Genomic DNA, 22,624 nt, shown 5'->3' with positions numbered 1-22,624 from the left:
AAATTAAGGACTATATTTTTTAAAAATTACACATGCATTAACATCTCCAAAGCCAAAACTAGCTTTAGCAACAATATTAATTTCTTTATCAATTTGTACTTTCGGAATTTTATCTTCGTCGATGATGTCTAAAATTTCTGGATGTACATCTTCACAGTTAATAGAAGGAAAGATAAAACCTCGATGCAATTGAAGAACTGCAGAAACACTTTCTATACTTCCTGCTGCTGCTAAACAATGACCAATCATAGATTTTAACGAGTTTATATAGGGAAAGTCTTTTCCTTTACGTTGTAATGCTTCAGACCAATTTTGAACTTCAAAAGTATCTTTAATAGTAGCCGTTAAATGCCCATTAATTACATCAATATCTTCTGGATGAATTCCACTATTTATTACAGCATTCTGTATGCAACGTTGCACTGCAACTCCATTCGGAGCAGTCATTGTTCCACCATTTCGTTGCCCTCCAGAATTAATTTCTCCTCCTAATATCTCGGCATAAATCGTAGCATTTCTTTCTAAAGCACTTTCCAATGATTCTAAAACCAATGCACCTGCACCTCCACCCGGAACAAAACCTGAGGCGGACTGACTCATAGGACGAGAACCTTTTTCAGGTGTATCGTTATGCTTATAGGTTAGAACTCTCATTGCATCGAATCCACCCCAAACATAAACACCATCATCACTACAACTTCCGACTAACATTCTTTTTGCTTTTCCTGAAACAATTCTATCATATCCCATTAAAACAGCTTCAGTTCCTGTAGTGCACGCCGAAGAATTTGTTGTTACTTGATTTCCCAAACCTAAAATCCCCCCTAAATATGCTGTTATTCCACTAGCCATTGTTTGCACAACCGCCGTACTTCCCAGTCTTTTTACTTTTTTATCATCAACTTTATAAATTGCTTCTCTAAACTTTTCAACTCCAGAAGTTCCTGTCCCGAAAATCATTCCGCTGTCAAAGTCTAATTCACTTTCTTCGTCAATACTAAAACCAGCATCTCTCCATGCGTCCATTCCTGCTATACATCCATATAAAATACCAGAACTATTGAAACCCCTTAATTGTAAAGGTGTTAAATATTGAAGTTTCTTTTCTTCTGTTATTTCTGGTATTCCTCCAATGCAACATGAAAAATTTAAATCTTTTAATTTTTGATGAAAACGAATACCAGAAACGCCATTTTTAATGGCCTTTGTAAAGGAAGGAATATCTACACCGTTTGGCGCAACTACTCCTAAACCGGTAATAACAACTCTTGTATTCATTTTGACTTGATTCAATTTATTTTAACATCATACCAGCGATAGTACCTCTGCAAATCAATTCGCCTTTTGTATTTAGCATTTTTACCTTACACTTCAGTTTGTTAAATCTAAAATATTCTTTCTCTGAAATAACGGTTACTTCTTCCTCAGGATAAACAGGAATAAAAAAATCAACCGTATGCGATGTTAGTGCTATTTTTAGTTTTTCAACTTTATTATTTTCTTCTTTTAATAGGTAAATCCCCAAACATACTACACCAATTTGCGCCATTACCTCTGTTAGAATTACACCAGGTGTTACTGGATTATCTTTAAAATGACCACGATAATAAAATTCATCTTTTTTAAATGTGTAACTACCCGTGATTCCTTCTTTTGAGATTGATGTTAGTTGATCAACAAATAAAAAAGGTGATTGATAAGGTAATAGTTTTATTATTTCTTTTTCCGTCATTTCTAAGAAATATGTTCTCCACCATCAACAGGAATAATACTTCCATTAATCCATGCGGCTTCATCTTTACTTAATAAATATACAACATCTGCAACGTCTTTTGGTGTTGTTAATCTTTTAAAAGGATTGGTTGCTAATTTATGTTCTCTAATTACATCACTTCCGGGAATTCTTTGGAAAGAATCAGTATTGGTTACTCCTGCTTGAATACAATTCGCTTTAATTCCATATGGAGCAAATTCTAAAGCTATATTTCTTGTAATGGCTTCTAGAGCTACTTTCGCCGCAGAAACAGCGGCGTAATTTTTCCATACTTTTTTATTTCCTTGACTAGTAAAGCTAATGATTCGAGTATCTTCTGCAAACAACTTGGCTTCAAACAAACTTTTCGTCCAATCGTACAAGCTAATGGCCATTGCATTTAATGTTAAACTAAAATCATCGTTTTTCAGAACTGGATTATTTTCTTCGGAAACCATTGGTTTTAAATTTCCTTTAGCAATGCTATGAACCAAAACCTTGACCTTGCCTCTATTTTCTAGTAAAGCTTTTAACTCTTCAATTACTTCATTTCTTTTCTCAGTATTGAGCGCATCTATATTAAAAGATAAAAATTGAATTCCTTCTTGTTGTATTTCTAAAAACTCTTCCGTGATTGCAACTAATTCAGCCTTTCTGTTTCTATGTACAATACAGATATTCAAACCATGTGCAGCTAGTTTTTTTGCTGTCGCTAATCCTAATCCAGTAGAGCCGCCTAAAATTAAAGCCCATTCATTTTTATTTGCAAATTCTTTTACCATTCTAATAAAACTCTTTGTGCAGAAAATCCAGGTCCAAAACTCAAAACTAACCCTTTATCTCCTTTTGGTAAGGATCTATTCATAAATCGTTCTAAAACATATAAAACCGTTGCACTAGACATGTTTCCGTAAAGTTTAAGAACCTCTTTCGTGTCATCGATATTCTTTCCTAAACCACCAAATAAAGCTTCTACAGTTTGCACTATTTTTTTTCCTCCAGGATGAAATACTAAATGATCAATATCTTTAATTGTAAGACCATTCTTTTCTAAAAACGGATGAATGATTTTTGGAAAATGATTCGATATGGTTTCTGGCACTGATTTATCTAATACCATTTGTAATCCTGTGTTTTTTAATTTGAATCCCATCATATGCGTTGCATCATAAAAATGATACATGGATTCATCTAGAATTTTAGGTCCGTTTTCATTTTCATACGATGATAAAATTACTGCGGATGCTCCGTCTCCAAAAATAGCTGCACTAACAATGTTAACCATAGAAAAATCCTCTAACTGAAAAGTATCCGTGGGAGATTCAACAGCAATTACAGCAGCTCTTTTATTAGGGTTTGCTTGTAAAAAATTCTTCGCATAAATCATTCCTGAAACTCCTGCAGCACATCCCATTTCAGTTACTGGTAAACGCACAATATCTTGTTTCATTTGCAAGCTATTAATCAGAAAAGCATCTAAAGAAGGAATCATAATTCCAGTGCAACTTACAGTGATAATATAATCTATCTCGTTAGCCTTTAAATTTGCTTTATCTAAAGCTTTAATAAGTGCTTTCTCTGCTAATTTTGTGCACTCAACAGCATATATATTGTTCTTTTCTTCAAAAGAAGTATTCAAAAAGACATCTTCTGCATTCATTATAGAATATCTTCTATCAACACCTGCATTTTCAAAAATTTTAATGGCTTTTCTCTGAAAACGTTCTTCTTGACCAGACAACCATAACTTCATATACGGTATAATCTCTTGTGTTGTTCGGGTATATTTCGGGAGTTGCTTGGCAACCGCTGTTATTTTTACGCTCATGTATTAATTATACTTTATAATCCATTGATATCTAAATGCCCACCTCCACACAATACTACTTTTACCTTTTAATTGTTTCGCAAAATTTTTCAATTCTTGCTTTTTAAATCCCTTTAATATTGAAATCAGCCCATCGTTTTTTACCATTTTATTTTTGATAAACAGCGTAATGATTTTAAATAAATAATACGCCAATTTGTGTCGATGTAAATCGTTAATTACAACACCTATTTTCGCTTGATTTTGAAGTACTTCTAGAATATTTTCTATTTCTTCATTGGTAAAATGATGTAAAAACAATGTTGATAATGCAATGTCATAGGATTGTTCTTTAAATTCTTCACTTAAAACATCTTGTTCAAGATAGGTAATCTCAGGATACTTCTTTGATAATTGCATTGCATATTCTAACGTAAATTTATTTGCATCAATACCTAATAGCTGAAATGTATATCCTTTTTTTCGTCCGTACTTAGCAATAATTCTCAGTAAATCTCCATTACCACAACCTAAATCTACAATAGTTATCGGTTGATCTTTTGGTTGGTTTTTTAACAACTGTTTCACTCCGTTTAACGTTAGTGAATTCCCACCCAATAGCACATTGATTTTTGCGATTTGATCTAAGGTTTTGATAAGTACGTCTCCTGTCATATCAAAATCGTCCATGATTTCTTTTGAATTACTTCTGTATTTGGTGGATATCATTGTAGTGGTTTCAAGTATTTTCCGTGTGTCTTTTTTATAATTAAAGGTAATAACCATGGAAAGATTCGTAATCCTAAGGTAATGATTTCAGCGAAGAAATACATTTGAAATACTACTGATAATCGTCTTCCCATTTTTAACCGTCTTTCAAAAGTTTTTTTCCATTTTTGTTTATATGCCTCTTCCAATTTTTGTCTAGAGGTAATTTTCTCATCAAAAAAATGTACTATAAGTTCAGAAGCTATTTTTGCTGAATGAATTGCCATAGCCATTCCATTTCCGCAAAGCGGATGTATCATTCCTGCTGTATCTCCACATAATAAAATATGACTTTCAACTGGCTTTTTCTTAGCAAAAGAGATTTGACTGATGGTAAGTGGCTTTGAAAACATCAACTCTGAATGTTTCAAAATCTTTTTCAATAAATTGTTTTTGTATAGAACATTGACTTGAAAATCATCAATGTTTTTATACCTTTTAAAAACATCATAACTGGCAATGTAGCAAATATTGATATGATTATTCTCTACTTTGGATACTCCACAATATCCTCCTTTAAAATTATATAACGATACTTTATCTTCCGGAAACTCTCCTTTATAATGTGCTTTTACCGCTAAAAAAGGAGACTTTTTTTGTATGAATGGTCGCTGTAAAGTAATATCTAAATTTGAACGCTTTCCATAAGCTCCAATAACTATTGCCGCTGAATAACTATTATTGCTTTTTGTTGTAACTGTAAATAATTCATTGTTAAATTTAATCTGATTGACATAGTCGTGAATAATTTCAACTCCCTTTTTCTTGGCCAATTCTGCTAATTCGTAATCTAATGTGTACCTACTGATACCAAATCCACCTAGTGGAAGCTTGGTTTTAATTGTGGTTGTACTCGACACTGACATTGTAAAATCAGTAATTTTTTTAGATTGGAATTGAAATGGATCAAAGTCTAAAGATTGTAAATAAGGTAATACTTCATTTGATATATATTCTCCGCAAACTTTATGTTTTGGGTAAGTGTTTTTTTCTATCAAAACTACAGACACTCCTTTTTTTGAAAGATGTATGGCACTGACTAAACCTGCCAAACCTCCTCCGACAATAATGACCTTATTTTGCGCCAAAGTAGTTTACTTTAGCGATTACCGATTTAGATAAAATCAAACTCCCTTTCCCTACCTTGTAATCTAATCTGTTTAAGGTGAAATCTGAAGTGATTTCTAGGTGATTTGATTTTTCGGTAACTTGTATTGGAATTATCACTTTTTTGGTAGTTCCTTTTATCGTTAAGTTTCCAGTTACATTGTATGTATTGTTATCAACATACTCTATTTTGGATGATTTTAGTGTAATGTTTGGGTGCTTGGCCGTATTGAAATATTTCTCTTCTGCTAGACTTTTATTTCGAGTCTCATTATCGGTATCAAGAGATGAAACTTCTATTATTGCGTTGATATAACTATTGGCTAAGTCGTTTTTATCAAAACTTACTTCAAAGTTGATTTTTTCAAATTTACAATCTACATAAAATCCTAGATTTTTGATTTTAAAATCAACTGTAGTTTTTGAGTCCTCCTGAATATACTTTTGAGCTTGTAATCCTATTGTACAGAAAGCAAGAAGTATTATGACCTTTATTTTTTTCATTAATTAGTATTTATAAGGTCAACATAAGGTACTAAAAAAACACCAAACAATTAAACATGCATAAAGTTAACATGTCAAATCATTTGGTGTTGTACAAATATAATTTGGTCTTAGCTGATTTAGCTAATTACCCTACAATATTGATAATCTTACCAGGAACAATAATTACTTTCTTTGGCTCTCTTCCTTGTAATTGTTGTTGCGTTCTTTCATGAGCCATAACTACCTTCTCAATTTCTTCTTTACTCATGTCTAATGGTAAATTTAGTTTGAAACGCATTTTACCATTAAATGAAACTGGATATTCTTTCTCTGATTCTACTAAATACTTCTCCTCAAACTTAGGGAAAGGCGCAGTTGAGATAGATGCTGCATTTCCTAATGTACTCCACAATTCTTCTGTAATGTGCGGAGCATATGGAGAAATTAAAATTAATAACTGCTCTAAAATTGCTTTGTTATTGCACTTTTGAGCTGTTAATTCATTCACCGCAATCATAAATGTAGAAACTGATGTATTGAACGAGAAGTTCTCGATATCTTCTTCTACTTTCTTAATTGTTTTATGTAATGTTTTTAAGTTCTCCTTAGTTGGTTCTCCTTCAGTAACCTCAAAAGTTTCTCCGTTATAGAATAACTTCCATAACTTCTTTAAGAAAGAATATACACCAGAAATACCTGAGGTTTTCCAAGGTTTAAATTGCTCTAATGGACCTAAGAACATTTCAAATAAACGTAAACTGTCTGCTCCAAATTCCGCACAAATATTATCCGGGTTTACAACGTTGAATTTAGATTTAGACATTTTTTCAACCTCTCGTGAAACTTTAAATGTTCCGTTATCCTCTGCTATAAATTGTGCTTCTTTAAATTCAGATCTCCAATTTCTTATTCCTTCAATATCAAGTTCATCTGATGAATTAACGTAAGAAACATCTACATGGATTTTTCTAAATTTAACTTCCAAATAATCATCAGAAGACAAACCTTTATTCTTAAAATAAGATAAATGCTCATTCCATCTAGAGTTTGTAGAATCTAGGTTTTCAAAAAACTCCGAAGAAACATAAATATTTAAACTTTTGTCATTATAAATTGCCTCATAAACAAAAGCAGAAGTTCCTAAAATCATTCCTTGGTTGATTAACTTCTTTGCGAATTCATCTACAGGTAAAAATCCTCTATCGAATAAGAATTTTTGCCAAAAACGTGCATATAATAAATGTCCAGTTGCATGTTCAGAACCACCGATATATAAATCAACTTCTTTCCAATACTCAACCGCTTCTTTACTCACGAACTCTCCATTATTTGAAGCATCCATGTAACGATTAAAATACCAAGAACTTCCTGCCCAACCTGGCATTGTGTTTAATTCTAGTGGGAAAATAGTTTCATTATCAATTTTATCATTTTCAACTACAGAATTCGTTGTTGTGTCCCAAGCCCAAACATCAGCGTTTCCTAATGGTGGTTTTCCATCTTCTGTAGGTAAATACTTCTCTACTTCGGGTAACACAATTGGTAAATGTTCTGAAGCAATCATTTGTGGCATTCCGTCTTTGTAATAAACTGGGAATGGTTCTCCCCAATAACGTTGACGACTAAATACAGCGTCACGTAAACGATAGTTTATCTTTCCGTAACCAAAACCACGTTGTTCCATTTCATAAATAACAGTTTTCATCGCTTTTTTGTACGATAAACCGTTCAAGAAATCAGAGTTTGCGATTACTGTTTTTTCTTTATCAGCAAAAGCTTCTTCAGAAATATCAACACCTTCGAAAATATTTGGAATTTCTAATCCGAAATGATTTGCGAAATCATAATCACGTTGATCTCCACAAGGAACCGCCATCACAGCTCCCGTTCCATAGCTTGCTAACACATAATCCCCAATCCAAATTGGAACTTGTTTTCCTGAGAAAGGGTGAATTGCATAAGCTCCTGTAAAGACACCAGAGATTGTTTTTACATCCGCCATTCTATCACGTTCTGAACGTTTTGCTGTAGCTTCAACATAAGCTTCTACCGCTTCTTTTTGATCAGCAGTTGTAATTTTTGCAACTAACTCATGTTCTGGAGCTAATGTCATAAAACTTACTCCGTAAATAGTATCAGGACGTGTTGTGAATACATCAATTTTGTATGGCTTCTCGACTCCGCCCGAAGTGACATTACTTTGGACTTTCGACTTTAAACTTTGGACTTCAAAAGACACCATTGCTCCCTGAGATCTTCCGATCCAGTTCGTTTGAATATCTTTTAAAGGCTGTGGCCAATCAATGCCATTTAATCCATCTAATAATCGCTGCGCATACGCAGAAATTCGCATAGACCATTGTGTCATTTTTTTACGAACAACAGGATGACCTCCACGTTCTGAAACTCCGTTTACAATTTCATCATTTGCTAAAACTGTTCCTAAAGCTGGACACCAGTTTACCTCCGTATCTGATAAAAAAGTTAAACGATATTGTAATAAAACTTCTTGTTGTTTAGTTGAAGAAAAGCTTTTCCATTCATCAGCAGTAAACATCTGCACATCTTCATCACAAACTGCATTTACATTTGAATTTCCTTCTGCTTCAAATTTTTCAACTAAGGTGCTAACATCTTCAGCTTTATCTGTGTCTTTATTATACCATGAGTTGAACAATTGAATAAAAATCCACTGTGTCCATTTATAATACTCTGGATTTGAAGTACGAACTTCACGAGACCAATCAAATGAAAAACCAATTTGATCTAATTGTCTACGATATGTTTTAATATTTGTTTCTGTAGTAATCGCAGGATGTTGACCTGTTTGAATTGCATATTGTTCTGCTGGTAATCCAAAACTATCATATCCTTGAGGGTGCAATACATTAAATCCTTTATGACGTTTGTAACGAGCGTAAATATCACTAGCAATATAACCTAATGGGTGACCAACATGCAATCCTGCTCCTGATGGATAAGGAAACATATCTAACACATAATACTTGGGTTTATCTGAATCGTTACTAGCTTTAAAAGTTTGGTTTTTTGCCCAATACTCTTGCCATTTCTTTTCTATTTCTTGATGATTGTATTGCATCTTTAAAAATTATTCTTGTTACTCCAATTAATAACATCTTATTAAAGGCGCAAATTTACAGTTATTTCAGGATTAAAAAAGCCAAACTCAATAATTGATTTATAAATAAAAAAGGATGATACCGAGCAAAGTATCATCCCTTTAGAGCAAAAATTGTTTACTTGGTTCAATTTAAACAATCCTCATAATTTGAATCTTTTCTGTATAACGCGCCATCGATTTCATCACCTAGCATCTCAATAATGTTATTATTGCAACTGATTCTTAATTCGTAAATTGATTCATTACCAAAATTCAAATCAATTTTTAATTTTGAATCTACTATACTGTAATTAAACTTCTCCGGAATCGGTTCATTAAACTTACCATCTGTTCCATAAAAAGTTAATAATTGTCCATTTTTAAATGTATGCATTACAGTGTCTTCAAAATCTTTTAAAAGCCACTCTCCATTTTCTAAGATTTTCACCTTTTCCTCAATTGTTAACTCTTGAGGTATGTCATCTTCGGATTTACTACATCCAATTACAAGGACAATTGATAGTAACGTAATTGTTTTTAAAATTTGCATTTTAAAGTTTTTCATATTTATTTGGTTTTTAATAACACTCCAAACTTCTTAATAACTTCTATGTTTCTCTATAATAAACTAAGTGAAGTGCATAAAAAAAGGGTTAAAGCGGAAAAAAACCGCTTGAAATATTTAACGTTGCTTTGCATAACTTGCAGCTTTTGCGCAATCTAACAATAGTAAATAACTGTTTTTTACTAATCTACTTAATCGGTTTAATAGTTTCTTTGTCATTATTCTCAAGTTTTATGTTATAGTAATGATTTGATAAATATTTTTATCACTACAAATAACTATAACAACAGTGGTTTGAGAATTATAAACCTTTATGAAACATTAAAATAAACTGTTAAAGAGGAAAAAATGAGGTTAAAAAACGACAGATTTAGAAGTAAAACACTACATATTAAGCCACTGTTTAAACTCTGCTGCCTTATTTTTACTAATAATAATTTCTTCGTTTACTTTAGAATTTAAAACAATTTTAAGTTGACTTTTTCCGTATTTAATAATCTTATCGATTGCAGAAATGCTAATAATATATTGACGGTTTGCCCTAAAGAATAATGTAGGATCGAAGTTGGAATACATATCGTCTAAACTTGCATTTGATGTAGACTTTTTCCCATCAAAATTTACAACATAGGTTATTGTGTTTTCCGTGTATACATAAGCAATTTCATTAATTAATACTGGAACCAGCTCATTACGCATGTATGTAAGTATTCTTTTTCTGCTAAACTCATTTGTTTCATTAGCTATTTCATTTACGGCTTCTTTCGGTGATTCCTCTTTATTTAATTCATTCTTATCTTCAAGTTTTTTAAATTCTTCCTCCATCTTCTTTCTTTCTTCTACAATTTCCTTTTCTTTCCTCTCTTTATAATTTACCAAATCCGTGTTTAATTTAGATAAATTAATTACTTCTGATTCAAGTGAGGTATACTTTAGCTCTAGGTGTTTTTCATATCTACTACCTATAATTCGAACAGCTAACGAAGAAAGTCCTATCACCAAAATTCCCATGAGTAAAAAAATCATATAGAAATTTCGTTTTAGTTGTTGTAACTGTTTATCTATGCTACTCACATTTACATTCGCTGCTACTAATAAATCGGTACTTTTTACTGCTGCAGTATGAATCACCTCAGCATTTTCATCTCTTGTTGATTTATTTGCCACAAGAATATCGTACAAATCATCAGAGTTATTTTTTTCTTTCAATGATTCCAAAAGTTCGGCGTTTGAACTTTCTATTTCACCTAACTTAGTTTTATCTGGATAGCATATTTTTTTACCAGACCAATCTAAAACACTAATAAACCAAGCATTCGTATTAGTTCCTGCAATCGTTTCTTGTAGATTTTTTAAAACGGCATCTTTATCTGCATTATTCTCCAATTGAAAATTAATAATACTTGCAATTTCATTAGCCTCTCTTTTACTTGTTTCTACCTGTACTTCAATTAATTGATTCGCGCTTGCTTTAATAAAATAGCTGGCACTAAATATGGAGATTACTAAAAAAACTAAGGTAATTGATAAAACGGTAAATAAGTATAAAGAATCTTTTCTCATTGGATAAAACTACGAATATTTAAACCAGATTTTTTTCCTTTTCACTATTTTTATTTTCGCTTTCACTTAAAATTATACATTAAGTATAGAAATAAATAGTTTATTTTGAGTCAGAGTAAATATAACACTATGAATAAAAAGTATAATTTTTTTCTTAGATGTGTGTTTGTTTTTTCTCTCATTTGTATCAATTACTGTATCGTAGGTTGTTCGGATCAAAATGAAGTTAAAGGAGTAACACCAAAATACATAGTATCTTCGGATATTCTTTTAAAGGATTTTATTACAAATGAGAATATAGCCGATAAAAAATACGTTGATGAAGTTATAGAAGTATTTGGTAAGATTAAAGAAATAACTTCTTTAAATAATAGAAAAACCATTATTTTACAAACAAATACCGATTCGGGAATTATTTGTGATGTAAACAATAGTCAACAAGAATTATTAAAAGACTTAAAGAAAAATCAACTCGTACATATAAAAGGAATTTGTAAAGGATATTTAAAAGATGTAATTCTTTTAAACTGTTTTATAGACATAACTAATCAACATGAATAAACGACAACTTTTACTGCTCTTATTATTTTTGAAATTGAGCACCTTATTTGGCCAGCAATTTATTGCTAGACAAGGGCAAGTTACTTTTTTCTCTTATGCCACTGTCGAAGATATAGAAGCCAAGAATAATCAAGTTTTAAGTATTCTTGATTTTGAGAAAAAAGAAATTGCCGCCAGTATGTTAATGCGTGCCTTTGTTTTTAAAAAAGATTTAATGCACGAACATTTCAATGAAAGTTATATTGAATCTGATTTGTATCCAAAAGCAACTTTTGAAGGATTTTTATTAGAAGGTTTGGAAAACGCTGGTCCGCAGGTACAATTTATAAAAGGTAAAGTTACCATTCATGGTATTACGAAAGAAATAGAAATAAAAACTAATATTCAAAAAACAGCTAATAGTTATACAATATCAGGAGAGTTTAATTTAACTGTTAAAGATTTTAATATTAAAATCCCACCTATATTATCAAACAACATCGCAAAAGTTGTACTTGTAAAGTTTAATTTCCAATATGAACCATATGAAAATGAATAAATTAGTATATACAATAGCAGTTATTGCTTTTCTTCCTTTTTCAAGTAAAGCACAAGGTTTATTGGATAAACTGAATAAAGAATTTCCAGATAAACCTATTTATGAAATGTCAACCTTTAAAACTACTAGACTTGGCTTAGGACATTCGGTTGAAACAAGGAAAAAAGGAGCACTAGAGATTTCTTGGTATAATAGATATTGGAACAGACCAAGTGGAGAAACACAATTTTTTCTAGCAGATGAAGTAAATATGCGTTTCGGTTTAGATTATGCTTTCTCAGATAATTTTGCACTCGGAATAGGATACAGCACATGGGATGAAATTACCGATGGATATCTCAAGTATAAATTTCTTAGGCAAACAAAAAACAATAAAGGAAATCCATTTAGTATGGTTGCTTTACAAACAGTATCTATGACAAAAAACGATATATCTACTGGTTTGTACGGTGGAAATTCCAACGAAAACAACTACAGTTTCACTACAAAGATTTTAATCGCCAGAAAGTTCAATCCGAAGTTGTCTGCTCAGGTAAGTCCTTTCTTTATTTCGAGGATTAATAACTCAATGAATGTTGAAGATCCAAAAAATCAATACGGACTAGGTTTTGGCGCGAGGTACAAAGTCGGTGGACATGTTTCAATTGTTTCTGAATATTATTCAGTTTTTAACCCTCTAAATTCAATTAAAACATATAATCCGTTTATGATTGGTGTAAATTGGGAATTAAGTCATTTAATGTTGCAATTTCACATGACAAATGCTCGAACTTTTGCCGAAGATGCATTTATTACACAAACAACCAATAATTTTAATTTCCATGATGGAAATTTCCATTTTGGATTTAACGCTACTTTTGTATTGCACACCAGCAAAAATAAACTGAAATAAATTAAATTGATTTATAAAAAAAGCCTGAGTAAATACTCAGGCTTTTTCATATAAGTAAGATTACTAATTATTATCCTTTTACTGGAAGAGAAACTACAACATCTCCCCATCCCATATACATAGTTGCTTCACCATCTTTACCTTCAAAAACTATAGTAAAAGCCTCTACAGTGCTTTTACCTTTTGAAACTTTTGCAGTAGCTCTTGCCACATCTTCGCTTTCGTTATAAAAATAAGCTCCCCAAACATTCTTAGCCGTACTTAAAATTACAGTCCATTCTTTTTCTCCTGGAATTGTAAATAATGTATAAGTTCCTGCTTTTACCGATTTATCACCAAAAGTAACATCTTTATAAAATGTAATTTCTGCCGCTTCGTTTGCACCAGTTCTCCAAACCTTTCCATTTGGAGCTAACTTATCTAATGATCTTCCTTTTAATTGAGGACGACTATAAACAACTTTTACTAATTTATCCGAAACTCTATAACTAGCAGGAAATGCAGCAGCGTCCATTGGACTTTTATCTAATCCTGGAAATTTTTGTGCAACAGCATCGTTAGAGAATACTAATGCAACCGCAAATACTACTATTGATAAAATTGATTTTTTCATGATTGATTGTTTTTTAATTATAATTTTAAGGAATTGGTCTCTAAAATTAAACAACCTTACTTTTAATTAGTATTAATTTTTTGTGAAAATTATTCATCAAACAGTTTTTCCTTTGTCACACCAAATTCCTTAACAATATTATTGTGTTTTATCTTAATTTTTAACGTATCTGGTGAAGTTTCTAAATTATAATAATCGCATAAATCCTTTTCTCCATTTACTGGTTTACCGTTTAACTCAATTATCTCAGCATTTACCGGAATATTAAGCTTTGACGCAGGTGAATTTTCGGTAACACTTTTAACAATTAGTTTCTGTTCCTTAGTTTTATATTTCATTCCAAAACCTCTTGATTTATATATAAAACTCTGAATACTATCATAAGGCTCTAGAATCAGTTTTTTATCACTCCAACTTATCGTTGTTTTGTATTTTTTAAAGAAACCTAAACCAAGTAAGTTAAGGGCAGTAGGCGAAACTTTAACTGGAAAATTACCAATTGAGAAATCTGTTTTTTTGAAGAAAATACTATCCGCTAAAACAATTTTCTCAGTATCAGCATTTTTGTTTTGTCCTCCTAAACCTTCGGAAGATCTACCAAAAATCTTCTTTTCCTTAAAACTTAAAGAATCCTTTCGATACTCTTTTTCTTTTAATGAAAGTGTTCCACTACTTCCTAAATCAACAATAACTCTTTTTGAACCTTTATTCTTTGAAAATTGAATTGATGCATAGGCATGAAAACTCGTTTTATTAATTCTAATAGGTATTTCTACCTTATTATTACCGATGGTTAAATCCTCAAGTTTTTTTGAAACAATAATCTTTTGATTTTCAAAATCAATTTGCCAATTTAAGTGCTTCATTGTCCCGTTTCCGATTAAACCATACACATTTTCCGAACAATTAAACCCGAAATCCATTTCTTTAAAATTAAGATTCTTAAAGGTTAGTTCTCCTATTTTAATGGAATCTACCTTTTTAATATTTGAAAAGAAAAAATTACCTGTTGACCCTATTCCGATGCCTTTTCCATTAGATTCTAAATCAAATTCACCCGAATGTCTCTTAAAAATAAAGTTTGCCGCACCACTATCAAGAATAAAAGGATACTTCTCTTCACTACCTTCAACGTTCACATCTATCAAAATATGTCCAGAACTAGCATAATAGAACGGAATCACTGTTGTTTTACCTTGATTAAAAATAAGCTCTCCTTCGCTAAGCTTTTTTTGTTGTTTAGTTATATAAAAAAAAGCAACAATTGCTAAAACAATTAGAGTAGTAAATAAAATCGCTACTGCAGTTAAAATCTTTTTGATCATAATTTGGTTGTATATCTACTTATTAAGTTCAATAAATCCTGTTTTTGTTACGATTAAGAATTTTATTTTTATTTATTCTAAATAAAATATTTATATTTGCGGAGAATTTTACACGAGATGATTGTATTTTATACACCTAAGAAAGAAACAGTTACTAAATTACATAGTTTAAACGCATGTGATAGCGCTTGTTCCGCTTCTTGTTTAAAACCAAAAAGTAAGTGTTGTAATAAGTACAAGAAAAAAGGCATCAACTGTAAGCGATGCCCTTTAACTTTTGATGTAAAAATAGCTTCATAAGCTATTTCAAACTATTGTACTTTTAATAAAAAGTAATTCTTTTTTCCTCTTTGTAATAAAACGTATTTATCTGCAATTAAATCTGAATTCGTAATAGTGTAGTCTTCTTTTACCTTTCCTTTATTTACAGAAATTGAGTTCTCTTTCAAAGCTCTTCTCGCATCTCCGTTAGATTTTAAGAATTGTGTTTTTGCCGATAATGCAGCAATCATATCCAAACCAGCTTCAAACTCAGCTTTATCCACAATCGCTTGCGGAACTCCATCGAATACATCTAAAAATGTAGCTTCATCTAAGCTTTTTAAATCATCGGCTGTTGATTTACCAAACAAAATGTTAGATGCAGCAATTGCTTTATCTAATTCCTCTTTTGAATGAACAAATGTAGTAACCTCTTCCGCTAACTTCTTTTGTAAAACTCTAGCGTGCGGAGCTTCTCTATGCTCCTCGATTAAAGCATCAATTGTTTCTTTATCTAAGAAAGTGAATATTTTAATATATTTCTCCGCGTCTTCATCAGAAGTGTTTAACCAAAACTGATAAAATTTATATACCGAAGTTTTATCAGCATCTAACCAAACATTTCCTCCTTCGGACTTTCCAAATTTAGAACCGTCTGCTTTTGTAATTAATGGACAAGTCATCGCGAAAGCTTTTGCTTCTCCCCCAGGATTCATTCTACGCACTAATTCTGTTCCTGTGGTAATATTTCCCCACTGATCAGAACCTCCCATTTGTAACATACAATTGTGCGTTTTATGTAAATGGTAAAAGTCGTATCCTTGGATTAATTGGTATGTGAACTCAGTAAAAGACATTCCACTTCCTGATTCTCCAGAAATTCTTTTCTTCACAGAATCTTTAGCCATCATGTAGTTTACAGTAATTCTTTTTCCAACATCTCTTGCAAATTCAATAAAAGAAAAGTCTTTCATCCAATCGTAATTGTTGACCAAAACAGGAGCATTAGCTTCTTTACTATCAAAGTTTAAGAAACGAGCTAAGGTATTTTTAATTCCCTCAACATTCTTCGCTAACGTTTCTTCATTAAGTAAATTTCTTTCATCAGACTTACCTGAAGGATCACCAATCATTCCTGTTGCTCCACCTACCAAAGCAATTGGTTTATGACCAGATTTTTCAAGGTGTACTAATAAAATAATTGGAACTAAACTACCAATATGTAATGAATCTGAAGTAGGATCAAAACCAATATAGGCACTAGTCATTTCTTTTTCTAACTGTTCTTCGGTTCCTGGCATAATATCATGAACCATTCCTCTCCATCTAAGTTCTTCTACTAAATTTTTAGCCATTTTAAATTTACTTAATGTGAATGAATCGCAAATATACTAATTGGATAACTTTAATATAATTCTTCATCAAGAAATAAATCAAAAAAGAGCTTTGCATGTGACTTCTTTAGAATTTAATTGTCTAAAAGAGTAATAACAAATAAAATTTAAACCGATGAAAAATTATTTAAAATTCCCTATAGTATTCGTAATGATTACCAGTTTATTTGTACTAACAAGTTGTGGAAGTGAAGATGAACTACCAGGAGAAACACCAACTGATCCACCTGCAGCCGTAACTACCTATTCAGCTAAACTGCTTGCGGCTCCTTTAGGAGATGAAAGTTCTTCTACGTTTATGACTTTTTATAATAATACAATACATAAAATTAGTGATGCATCTAATACAGGAAGTTCTTGGGATTTTGGTTACTATTATGGAGCTACCAATAAAGCATCTTTTGCTTCTGTAAAAAATTATCCTTCAGATGTTTTTAATTTAACGGCTATTTCAGATGCTAACAAAAAAGAGTGTTTCTTTAAAAAATCTACCAATTTCTCAGTTTCTGACTTCGATGCAATTACGTTAGAATCAGAATTAAATAGTATTGTTAAACCTACATCTCAAACAGTTACTCAAATAGCTGTAAATGATATTATTGAGTTTCAAGATGAGTATGGTAATAAAGGATTAATTAAAATTACCAATATTGTTGAAGGAGATGGACAAAATGGGCAAATTCAATTTGATGTTAAGATTCAAATTAACAACGTACCTGTTATTCAATAAATAAAAGTGATATTAAAAAAACTAAAGGTTGCCTCAAAGCAACCTTTTTTTATACCTATTTTTGACATATGATTTTAGTTACTGGAGGAACCGGATTAGTTGGTGCGCATTTGTTATATCATCTCTCTCTAAATAATGAAGGTATAATTGCCATTTATAGAACCAAAGAAAAATTAGAGGCTGTAAAAAAGGTGTTTTCTTATTATGATAACAACTTTAATAATCTATTCTCGAAAATACAATGGATTGAAGCTGATATTACCGAAATTCCCTCTTTGAAGAATGTTTTTCAAAACGCTATTTCAAAGGTATATCATTGTGCTGCTTTAGTTTCTTTCGACCCGAAAGATTACTATAAAATGAGAAAAACTAATATTGAAGGGACTGCCAATATGGTTAATTTTTCTATTGATCATAATGTTGAAAAATTTTGTTTTGTTAGTTCAATTGCGGCTATTGGAGATGCCGTAAATGGTGAGTCAGTTAACGAAGAAAATGAATGGATTGATAATGGAGATAAACATGGTTATGCTATCACCAAATATGGAGCTGAGATGGAAGTATGGCGAGGAAGTCAAGAAGGATTAAATGTAGTAATTGTAAATCCAGGTGTAATTTTAGGAAGCGGTTTTTTTTCTGAAGGATCAGGGAAATTATTTAGCCAAGTGAGTGATGGGTTTAAATTTTATACGGAAGGCATTACCGGCTTTGTTTCTGTTAAAGATGTGGTTAAAGCCATGATAAAATTAACTGAATCTTCCACGATAAATGAACGTTTTATTTTAGTTTCAGAGAATAAATCATTTAAAGAAGTACTGTTTAGTATTGCTGACAATTTAAATGTAAAAAAACCATCAATAAAAGCAACTCCTTTTATGACCGGGGTCTTTTGGAGAATAGATTGGTTACTTACCAAACTTATTGGTAAAAAACCATTAATGACAAAGAATTCTGCTCGATCATCTCATAATAAAGAGTATTATGATGCTCAAAAAATTAAAAACACATTAAACTTTACTTTTCAAAAAATTGATGTAGCTATTAGAGAAGTTTGTTCAGATTTTTCAAAGTAAAATTACTCTTCTGTTTCGTTTGTTTTTTGAGGCTTTTGAGTGCGTTTCTTTTGCACGTCATTAATTAGGGAATCAATTTCTAATTTAACTTCTTTCTTTTTATCTTTTTTAATAGAATCTGAAGCGTTAATTTCTTTTTGAATTACGACTCCTTGGTCTTGTAAGTTCTGCTTTACTTGCTTTAAAAGCTTGTCATAACTATCAATAATAGAAGTATAATATTTATTACTACTTTCAAATCTGGTACTGTCAATTTTATACTTCTCATAAATAAAGTGCATATAATTAACATCTTTTCGATTAAACTTATTCTTTGTTTGTCTTGCTGCCGCAGCTATGTGCATATCGGTAAGAAGTAAAACCATAGAATCTTTTGGAATAAGATCTTTCGGTTTTTCGTAAATAGTATTACCCGTACAAGATCCAAAAAGGATAAGTGTAGCTATAAAAAATTTAAAACTCCTCATTTATCTATCGAACAATAATCGTTTACCTTTAGTTTCTTCGTTAAAAGTCCCATTATCGTACATCAAAACACCATTTACAAATGTATGGGTTATTTTAGATGAAAATGATTCACCCTCAAATGGAGACCATCCGCATTTGTATAATACATTATCTTTAGAAACCTCCCATGATGATGCAGGATCTACCAAAACGATATCCGCATAAAAACCTTCTTTTATAAAACCTCTTTTCGAAACTTGAAAAAGTTTAGCAGGATTATGTGCCATTTTCTCAACTACTTTTTCTACTGAAATTACACCTTCTTTTACTTTCTCAAAAAGTGCTATAACTGCATGTTGAACTAAAGGTCCTCCGCTTGGAGCTTTTGTGTAAACATTTGCCTTTTCTTCTAAAGTATGCGGTGCATGATCTGTAGCAATTACATCGATTCTATCATCTAATAATGCTTCCCATAAGGCTGCTCGATCATTGGCCGTTTTAACAGCAGGATTCCACTTGATGTGTGTTCCTTTTTTATCGTAATCAGCATCAGAAAACCATAAATGGTGAATACAAACTTCTGCTGTAATTTGTTTTTCTTCTAATGGAATATCATTTCTGAATAATTCCATTTCTTTTGCCGTCGATAAATGGAAAACGTGTAAACGTGCTCCGGTTTTCTTAGCTAATTCAATTGCTTTTGAAGAAGATAAATAACATGCCTCTTCGCTTCTTATAATTGGATGGTATTTAATTGGAATATCTTCTCCATATTCTTCCTTAAATTTTGCGGTATTGTCACGAATAGTCTTTTCGTCTTCACAATGAACAGAAATAATCATTTTTGTAGAAGAGAATATTTTTTCCAAAACCTCTTCATTATCAACTAACATATTTCCTGTAGAAGAACCTAAAAACAATTTAATTCCTGCTACATTCTTTGGATTTGTTTTTAATAACTCTTCGAGGTTATCATTGGTTCCACCAAACATAAACGAATAGTTCGCGTAAGAAGTTTTACTAGCTATATCAAATTTATCTTCTAACAACTCTTGTGTAGTCGCTTGAGGAACAGTATTCGGCATTTCAATGAATGATGTAATTCCTCCTGCTATAGCTGCTTTACTTTCTGCCGCTATATTTGCTTTATGAGTTAATCCAGGTTCTCTAAAATGAACTTGATCATCAATCATACCTGGAATTAAATATTTCCCCTTGGCATCAATTACAATGTCTTCCGCAGAAGGTTTGATGTCGGTTGCTATTTTAGCAATAAATTCATCTTTAATTAATACATCTCCGTTAAAAACGGTATTCTCATTTACAATGTTTGCGTTTTTAATTAAATACGATTTGCTCATGTTATTTTGGTAATCCTTTTAATCTCATTTTTATAACTCCGAATAATGCTTCGTACACTATTCCTCCACTCATTTTTGACTCTCCTAAAGTTCTATCAGTAAAAATTACAGACACTTCTTTAATCGAAAAACCATGTTTCCATGCTTTATATTTCATTTCAATTTGAAATGCGTAACCAACAAATTTAATCTTATCTAACTGAATTGTTTCTAGTACTTTTCTACTCCAACATACAAATCCTGCCGTGGTATCATTTACGGGAATTCCTGTAATAAAACGCACATACTTTGAAGCAAAATAAGACAATAACACACGATGCATTGGCCAATTTACAACGTTAACTCCTACTGAATATCGTGAACCTACAGAAACATCTCCTCCTTCTTGTGCACAAGCATTGTATAATCGAATTAAATCGTTAGGATTGTGTGAGAAATCTGCATCCATTTCAATAATGTATTCATAATCTCTATCAAGAGCCCATTTAAAACCATGTATATAGGCAGTTCCCAATCCGTTTTTACCAGTCCTTTTTTCTAAGTGTAATTGATTTGGAAATTCTGTTTGAAGCTTTTCTACAATACTTGCCGTTCCATCAGGCGAATTGTCATCAACAATTAAAACATCAAAGTCTTTCTCCTGATCGAACGTTGCTCGAATAATTGCTTCAATGTTTTCTTTTTCGTTGTAGGTTGGAATAATGACTAAAGTGTCAGACATTAATTTGAATTTCGTTAAAAATAAGGACAAAGATAAACTAATTTATTGCTAATTTTGTGTTAATTGAATTATTCTCTGAGTACACGACGTTCATGGAAGTTATTAGCCGAAATTTAGTATCAAATGATTGGATTACACTAGTTTTTATTATTGCTCTCGTTTTAATAGCTTTGATGAAACTCTATAAACCTCAACTCTTATTAGGGTATACTATTGCCCTGTTTTCACAGGGGTTTATTGAAAATAGAGCCGAAAAAAAACCTTCTATTTTCGCCACATTTCATGTTTTAATTTTTGCTTTCTCGACAATAATTTTCTCAATTACTTTGTATTTTGTTTTAGAGGATTTCTTACTCATAAAAGCTTTTAATTTTGTCAACGTTTTTATTGGTTTAACTACTTTTTTAATTGTAAAGTTTTTATTCATAAAACTAATAGCAAAAACTTTAGATATTGAAGAAGAGACAAGGTATTTTATATTTTCACAATCAGGATACATGTATAATATTAGTATTTGGTTATTCCCAGTATTAATTTTATTCAATTATTGGTATTCTAATATTCGTTTTTTACTTTTTTTCATTTGTTTATTGTTGATTTTTAGGGGTTTTTTAATCATAAGGAATAACAAAAAGCTGATTTTTAATAACTTCTTTTATTTTATTTTGTACTTTTGCAGCCTCGAATTAGCTCCTTTGCTAATTATATATAAAACAACAACGACGTAAAGAGAAAGTTTTATGAAAGTGAAAACCATTTTAGTGTCTCAACCAGCACCAAAAACAGAAACTTCACCTTACTTTGATTTAGCTGAAAAGCAAAAAGTAAAAGTTGATTTTAGGTCTTTTATTCATGTTGAAGGAATTCCAACAAAAGAAGTTAGAGCACAGAAAATTGATCTAAATAATTTTACAGCAATTATCTTAACTAGTAGAAATGCCGTAGATCATTTTTTTAGAATCGCACAAGAAATGCGTTTTACAGTTCCAGATGACATGAAATACTTCTGTCAGTCGGAAGCTGTCGCTTACTATTTGCAAAAGTATGTAGTTTATAGAAAGCGTAAGATTTATGTAGGGACACGTACTTTCCCTGAGTTAACTAAATTGATCAAGAAACATAAAGACGAAAAGTTTTTACTACCAAGCTCAGATAAATTAAAACCATTAATTCCAGAAGAATTAGATAAATTAGGTGTGAATTGGAAAAGAGCTGACTTGTATAGAACTGTTGTTAGCGATTTATCTGACTTAGAAGACGTTTTTTATGATGTATTAGTTTTCTTTAGTCCATCAGGAATTGAAAGTTTATTTGAAAACTTCCCAGATTTTAAACAAAACAATACAAGAATAGCAGTGTTTGGAAACTCAACAATAAAAGCTGTTGAAGCCCGTGGATTACGTGTAGATATTGCTGCTCCAACACCAGAAACTCCGTCTATGACGATGGCATTAGAAAAATATATAAAAGAAGTAAACAAAAAATAGTTTCTTCTTCTTAAAAACAAAAACCTCACGAATTCGTGAGGTTTTTGTTTT

At 31.3% G+C, this 22,624-nt stretch carries 23 protein-coding genes; 7 read left to right on the top strand and 16 right to left on the bottom strand.

From position 1 onward, the window contains the following. Positions 1-3: 3 nt before the first annotated feature. The 10 genes from ACOSP6_RS13620 to ACOSP6_RS13575 all read right to left on the bottom strand — a co-directional run bounded on the left by ACOSP6_RS13620 (position 4) and on the right by ACOSP6_RS13575 (position 11,170). Positions 4-1,278, bottom strand: coding sequence for a beta-ketoacyl-[acyl-carrier-protein] synthase family protein (locus tag ACOSP6_RS13620; protein WP_422094607.1), 1,275 nt, complete (start codon positions 1,276-1,278; stop codon positions 4-6). A gap of 16 nt (positions 1,279-1,294) precedes the next feature. Beyond that, positions 1,295-1,732, bottom strand: coding sequence for a 3-hydroxyacyl-ACP dehydratase FabZ family protein (locus ACOSP6_RS13615; protein WP_422094608.1), 438 nt, complete (start codon positions 1,730-1,732; stop codon positions 1,295-1,297). 2 nt (positions 1,733-1,734) lie between these two features. Continuing rightward, positions 1,735-2,535: an SDR family oxidoreductase gene (locus ACOSP6_RS13610; protein ID WP_422094609.1), complete on the bottom strand. Its 801-nt coding sequence runs from the start codon at positions 2,533-2,535 to the stop codon at positions 1,735-1,737. Then, positions 2,529-3,581 (bottom strand): type III polyketide synthase, encoded by a 1,053-nt coding sequence (locus ACOSP6_RS13605; RefSeq protein ID WP_422094610.1) that lies wholly within the window; start codon positions 3,579-3,581, stop codon positions 2,529-2,531. The genes ACOSP6_RS13610 and ACOSP6_RS13605 overlap by 7 nt, the downstream gene beginning before the upstream one ends. A gap of 3 nt (positions 3,582-3,584) precedes the next feature. Then, on the bottom strand, positions 3,585-4,289 hold the full coding sequence (locus ACOSP6_RS13600) for a methyltransferase domain-containing protein (protein ID WP_422094611.1): 705 nt from the start codon (positions 4,287-4,289) through the stop codon (positions 3,585-3,587). Further along, entirely contained in the window at positions 4,286-5,416 is a 1,131-nt protein-coding gene (locus ACOSP6_RS13595; RefSeq protein ID WP_422094612.1) for an NAD(P)/FAD-dependent oxidoreductase, read from the bottom strand. Before ACOSP6_RS13595 ends, ACOSP6_RS13600 begins: the two co-directional genes overlap by 4 nt. After that, on the bottom strand, positions 5,403-5,939 hold the full coding sequence (locus ACOSP6_RS13590) for a YceI family protein (RefSeq protein WP_422094613.1): 537 nt from the start codon (positions 5,937-5,939) through the stop codon (positions 5,403-5,405). The genes ACOSP6_RS13595 and ACOSP6_RS13590 overlap by 14 nt, the downstream gene beginning before the upstream one ends. 127 nt (positions 5,940-6,066) lie before the next feature. Continuing rightward, complete coding sequence (locus ACOSP6_RS13585; protein ID WP_422094614.1) at positions 6,067-9,021, bottom strand: leucine--tRNA ligase; 2,955 nt, start codon at positions 9,019-9,021, stop codon at positions 6,067-6,069. Positions 9,022-9,187: 166 nt separating this feature from the next. Further along, positions 9,188-9,607, bottom strand: a complete 420-nt coding sequence (locus ACOSP6_RS13580; RefSeq protein ID WP_422094615.1) for a hypothetical protein — start codon at positions 9,605-9,607, stop codon at positions 9,188-9,190. Between the two features lie 384 nt (positions 9,608-9,991). After that, on the bottom strand, positions 9,992-11,170 hold the full coding sequence (locus ACOSP6_RS13575) for a LytTR family transcriptional regulator DNA-binding domain-containing protein (protein ID WP_422094616.1): 1,179 nt from the start codon (positions 11,168-11,170) through the stop codon (positions 9,992-9,994). 129 nt (positions 11,171-11,299) lie between these two features. Between ACOSP6_RS13575 and ACOSP6_RS13570 the strand changes: the two genes are divergently transcribed. Genes ACOSP6_RS13570 through ACOSP6_RS13560 form a run of 3 tightly spaced genes read left to right on the top strand, consistent with a single transcriptional unit; the run spans position 11,300 to position 13,161 of the window. Continuing rightward, on the top strand, positions 11,300-11,731 hold the full coding sequence (locus tag ACOSP6_RS13570) for an OB-fold protein (protein ID WP_422094617.1): 432 nt from the start codon (positions 11,300-11,302) through the stop codon (positions 11,729-11,731). Continuing rightward, the gene (locus ACOSP6_RS13565; protein WP_422094618.1) at positions 11,724-12,269 is read left to right on the top strand and encodes a YceI family protein; all 546 of its coding nucleotides are present in this window, start codon (positions 11,724-11,726) and stop codon (positions 12,267-12,269) included. The genes ACOSP6_RS13570 and ACOSP6_RS13565 overlap by 8 nt, the downstream gene beginning before the upstream one ends. Then, on the top strand, positions 12,262-13,161 hold the full coding sequence (locus ACOSP6_RS13560) for a DUF5777 family beta-barrel protein (RefSeq protein WP_422094619.1): 900 nt from the start codon (positions 12,262-12,264) through the stop codon (positions 13,159-13,161). The genes ACOSP6_RS13565 and ACOSP6_RS13560 overlap by 8 nt, the downstream gene beginning before the upstream one ends. 70 nt (positions 13,162-13,231) lie before the next feature. Here the strand turns inward: ACOSP6_RS13560 and ACOSP6_RS13555 are convergent, their stop codons facing one another. The 3 genes from ACOSP6_RS13555 to tyrS form a co-directional block, all read right to left on the bottom strand. Next, a complete protein-coding gene (locus ACOSP6_RS13555) occupies positions 13,232-13,774 on the bottom strand; it encodes a DUF2911 domain-containing protein (protein ID WP_422094620.1) in 543 nt (180 codons plus the stop codon). An 89-nt stretch (positions 13,775-13,863) separates the two neighbouring features. Beyond that, on the bottom strand, positions 13,864-15,099 hold the full coding sequence (locus ACOSP6_RS13550; RefSeq protein ID WP_422094621.1) for a PDZ domain-containing protein: 1,236 nt from the start codon (positions 15,097-15,099) through the stop codon (positions 13,864-13,866). Between the two features lie 311 nt (positions 15,100-15,410). Continuing rightward, positions 15,411-16,715, bottom strand: coding sequence for a tyrosine--tRNA ligase (gene tyrS, locus ACOSP6_RS13545; protein ID WP_422094622.1), 1,305 nt, complete (start codon positions 16,713-16,715; stop codon positions 15,411-15,413). A 154-nt stretch (positions 16,716-16,869) separates the two neighbouring features. Between tyrS and ACOSP6_RS13540 the strand changes: the two genes are divergently transcribed. Together ACOSP6_RS13540 and ACOSP6_RS13535 are read left to right on the top strand one after the other, a co-directional pair. After that, positions 16,870-17,484 (top strand): hypothetical protein, encoded by a 615-nt coding sequence (locus tag ACOSP6_RS13540; RefSeq protein WP_422094623.1) that lies wholly within the window; start codon positions 16,870-16,872, stop codon positions 17,482-17,484. A gap of 68 nt (positions 17,485-17,552) precedes the next feature. Next, complete coding sequence (locus tag ACOSP6_RS13535) at positions 17,553-18,557, top strand: SDR family oxidoreductase (RefSeq protein ID WP_422094624.1); 1,005 nt, start codon at positions 17,553-17,555, stop codon at positions 18,555-18,557. A gap of 2 nt (positions 18,558-18,559) precedes the next feature. Here ACOSP6_RS13535 and ACOSP6_RS13530 read toward each other — a convergent pair whose 3' ends face one another. From ACOSP6_RS13530 to ACOSP6_RS13520, 3 genes are read right to left on the bottom strand one after another with little or no spacing between them, the layout of a single operon-like run. Further along, entirely contained in the window at positions 18,560-19,024 is a 465-nt protein-coding gene (locus tag ACOSP6_RS13530) for a DUF4296 domain-containing protein (protein ID WP_422094625.1), read from the bottom strand. Next, the gene (locus ACOSP6_RS13525; protein ID WP_422094626.1) at positions 19,025-20,365 is read right to left on the bottom strand and encodes a dihydroorotase; all 1,341 of its coding nucleotides are present in this window, start codon (positions 20,363-20,365) and stop codon (positions 19,025-19,027) included. It lies immediately after the preceding gene. 1 nt (position 20,366) lies between these two features. Next, a complete protein-coding gene (locus ACOSP6_RS13520) occupies positions 20,367-21,086 on the bottom strand; it encodes a polyprenol monophosphomannose synthase (protein ID WP_422094627.1) in 720 nt (239 codons plus the stop codon). A gap of 92 nt (positions 21,087-21,178) precedes the next feature. Here ACOSP6_RS13520 and ACOSP6_RS13515 point away from each other — a divergent pair, with 92 nt between their 5' ends. Both ACOSP6_RS13515 and ACOSP6_RS13510 read left to right on the top strand, forming a co-directional pair. Continuing rightward, positions 21,179-21,814: a DUF4271 domain-containing protein gene (locus ACOSP6_RS13515; RefSeq protein WP_422094628.1), complete on the top strand. Its 636-nt coding sequence runs from the start codon at positions 21,179-21,181 to the stop codon at positions 21,812-21,814. A gap of 12 nt (positions 21,815-21,826) precedes the next feature. Further along, a complete protein-coding gene (locus tag ACOSP6_RS13510; RefSeq protein WP_422094629.1) occupies positions 21,827-22,573 on the top strand; it encodes a uroporphyrinogen-III synthase in 747 nt (248 codons plus the stop codon). Positions 22,574-22,624: the final 51 nt, after the last annotated feature.

Origin of the sequence: Tenacibaculum sp. MEBiC06402, assembly GCF_049239625.1 — a bacterium.
GTDB lineage: Bacteria > Bacteroidota > Bacteroidia > Flavobacteriales > Flavobacteriaceae > Polaribacter.
The sequence above is the reverse complement of the archived record's forward strand: the minus strand, read 5'-3'. Positions and strand labels throughout refer to the sequence as shown.